The 2042-nt window shown below is 44.4% G+C and carries 3 protein-coding genes; 1 reads left to right on the top strand and 2 read right to left on the bottom strand.

Annotated features, from left to right (window positions below; all coding sequences use genetic code 11):
• Positions 1 to 180: hypothetical protein (locus tag P9687_RS17195; RefSeq protein ID WP_328228952.1), on the top strand; the 180-nt coding region annotated here is incomplete at its 5' end.
• 101 nt (positions 181 to 281) lie between these two features.
• Here the strand turns inward: P9687_RS17195 and P9687_RS17200 are convergent.
• Both P9687_RS17200 and P9687_RS17205 read right to left on the bottom strand, forming a co-directional pair.
• Positions 282 to 701 (bottom strand): helix-turn-helix domain-containing protein, encoded by a 420-nt coding sequence (locus P9687_RS17200; protein ID WP_035183676.1) that lies wholly within the window; start codon positions 699 to 701, stop codon positions 282 to 284.
• 770 nt (positions 702 to 1471) lie between these two features.
• On the bottom strand, positions 1472 to 2042 hold a 571-nt coding region (locus P9687_RS17205; protein WP_328228953.1), incomplete at its 5' end, for a histidine phosphatase family protein.

The raw sequence follows: 2042 nt of genomic DNA on the forward strand, positions 1-2042 counted from the left end.
GGGCGTGGATTGAAATCGTTTGCTGTATTTGCGATCCCTGGGATCATCAAGTCGCTCCCTAATGAAGACTTGCTGAGCAAACCAGACAAAGCCTTGTATCTGGTTCGCTCAGCCGCAAATCTGGTTGATGCCGCCTTCTTTGTTCCTTCCATCAACCTTAGACCCGAAAAGTGGCGCTGAACGCGCAGATACCAGTGACAAACCCTTTTTGTAAAGTAACTCTTGTTTTTATAGTTCCTGGAACCGGGACCAGGGCTTTCCTTATTCAGCCGCCCCCCCGATTATGTATTTCTGTCATCCTCATCGTCCAGTTCCCTGATCAAATTCCAAGTCTGATAAATCCGGTTTGCCATTTTCTCAGGATCTTTCAGCATCATTTGGTATAAATCCGGCTCATGGCTCAACGTTTCAAGCAGTTTCTTTTCCGGATTACTGACCGCTTCATTTGTCTTCAGGCCGGCATGGTTGGTAAGGCCCAAAAGATAATCAATTGAAACTTTCAACACTTGCGAAATTCGGTATAGCACCTTAATAGAAGGAAAACTGTATCCAGTTTCGTAGTTCGAAATGTTCCGGTCGCTTACCCCGACTTTTTTCGCAAGTTCAGGCTGGCTGTAGCCTTGAGCTGTCCGCACTTTTTTCAATCGGGCTGCGAATATTTCTTTAACGTTTTCCATGTTTTCATTCCCGTGATCGGCCATTGCTACTGCTCCTTAAAAAAAATCAAAAAAGATGGTTGACTTCCAAAATAATTGTGTATAATATAAGTGTATAGAAATTATTTTGTTGATGAGCATCTGTACAAAAAGTTGATAAAGAGCCGGAGACACAAAGAAAATAGATGCTTCAGCAAAAAATACCCCCCTATTTTCTCATGATTCTTACTTACTGTTCCCAAATTCAAAGTAAGAGTAATATGGTCTCCAGGCTCTTTTTTTACAGTCTCCCTTCCAGTTTAGCATGAAAACGATACTGTTTTAACCCCTTTTTAAATTGTAAACGCTTTCATTAAAATGACGGGTCTATTTACCCACCCTTCCATAACACCGTTAACGACGCTAATCCCATACTGGCACGCAAAAGATTTGCTGAACGAATTCCATTCTGGCTTTGCCTCAATATATAAAAGAATGCCTCTGTCGGAAATAGGGATGTTACCTTCTCTATACGTTGAACCGGCTTATGCGGGCAAAGATAAGTCCGGACAAGCGGTCAGTCTCTTTATCAAGTCCACGGTTCGTAACCCCTTCAAGCAGGCAGGACAGTTCCATGCCTTTATAAAATCGACATTTCCTGTTTTCCTTTACATGACGTCCATGTCCACCAACCTTATCCCAGGTTTAGAGGAAATCAATTAAAAAAAAGCATCGTAGCTTACGTTCAAAATGTCCCAGCCCCAATATAGCCTATGCCCATGCGGTTCCATTGTTCAACCGGCATGGGCAGAGTTCTACAGCAATGGGTGCAAATCTCATCTTTTTATGGAAGATAAGTGCGTATTAAGATTAATAGCCAGAAATCCGGCGTTTTCCGGTGTCTCTTTATAAATCGTAATCCCAGTATTGTCTTGTGGGATCATTCGGTAATTTTTAAACGGAACTTCAAGTGTTCCGGCGACGAAAAAGCGGATTGCCATGCTGTGGGCAACAACAAGGATGGTTTCTTCCGGATGTTTCTCCACCAGCTCATCGATACAGGCACGGACACGGTTATAGACCTGAATGGCCGTTTCCCCCGTATAACCTGCATGTGTCGCGCCCGGATCTTTTAGCCAGGCCTCCCAATTATCCGCATATTTAACGGAAAAATCTTCCTGGCGTTCTCCCTCCCAGGCACCGAAGTCCGTTTCGACAAGACGTGGATCTTGATGGATTTTCAAATTCCGCCCCTCAACGAGAATTTCTGCCGTACGGGTAGCCCGGCCCAATGTGGATGCATAAACAGCATTAAACGGAATGTCCTTTAAAAACCCTGCCGCCAGTTCCGCCTGCCGCACGCCGGTCTGCGACAAACCGATATCGCTTCTCCCGCAATATCTGTTC

Origin of the sequence: Weizmannia sp. CD-2023 (assembly GCF_036225245.1) — a bacterium.
In the GTDB taxonomy this organism is placed as follows: Bacteria; Bacillota; Bacilli; order Bacillales; family Bacillaceae_C; genus Weizmannia; species Weizmannia faecalis.

Excerpts from the sequence above, each read along its gene's own strand:
- P9687_RS17200 (WP_035183676.1), bottom strand. The coding sequence starts at position 701 with ATGGCCGATCACGGGAATGAAAACATGGAAAACGTTAAAGAAATATTC.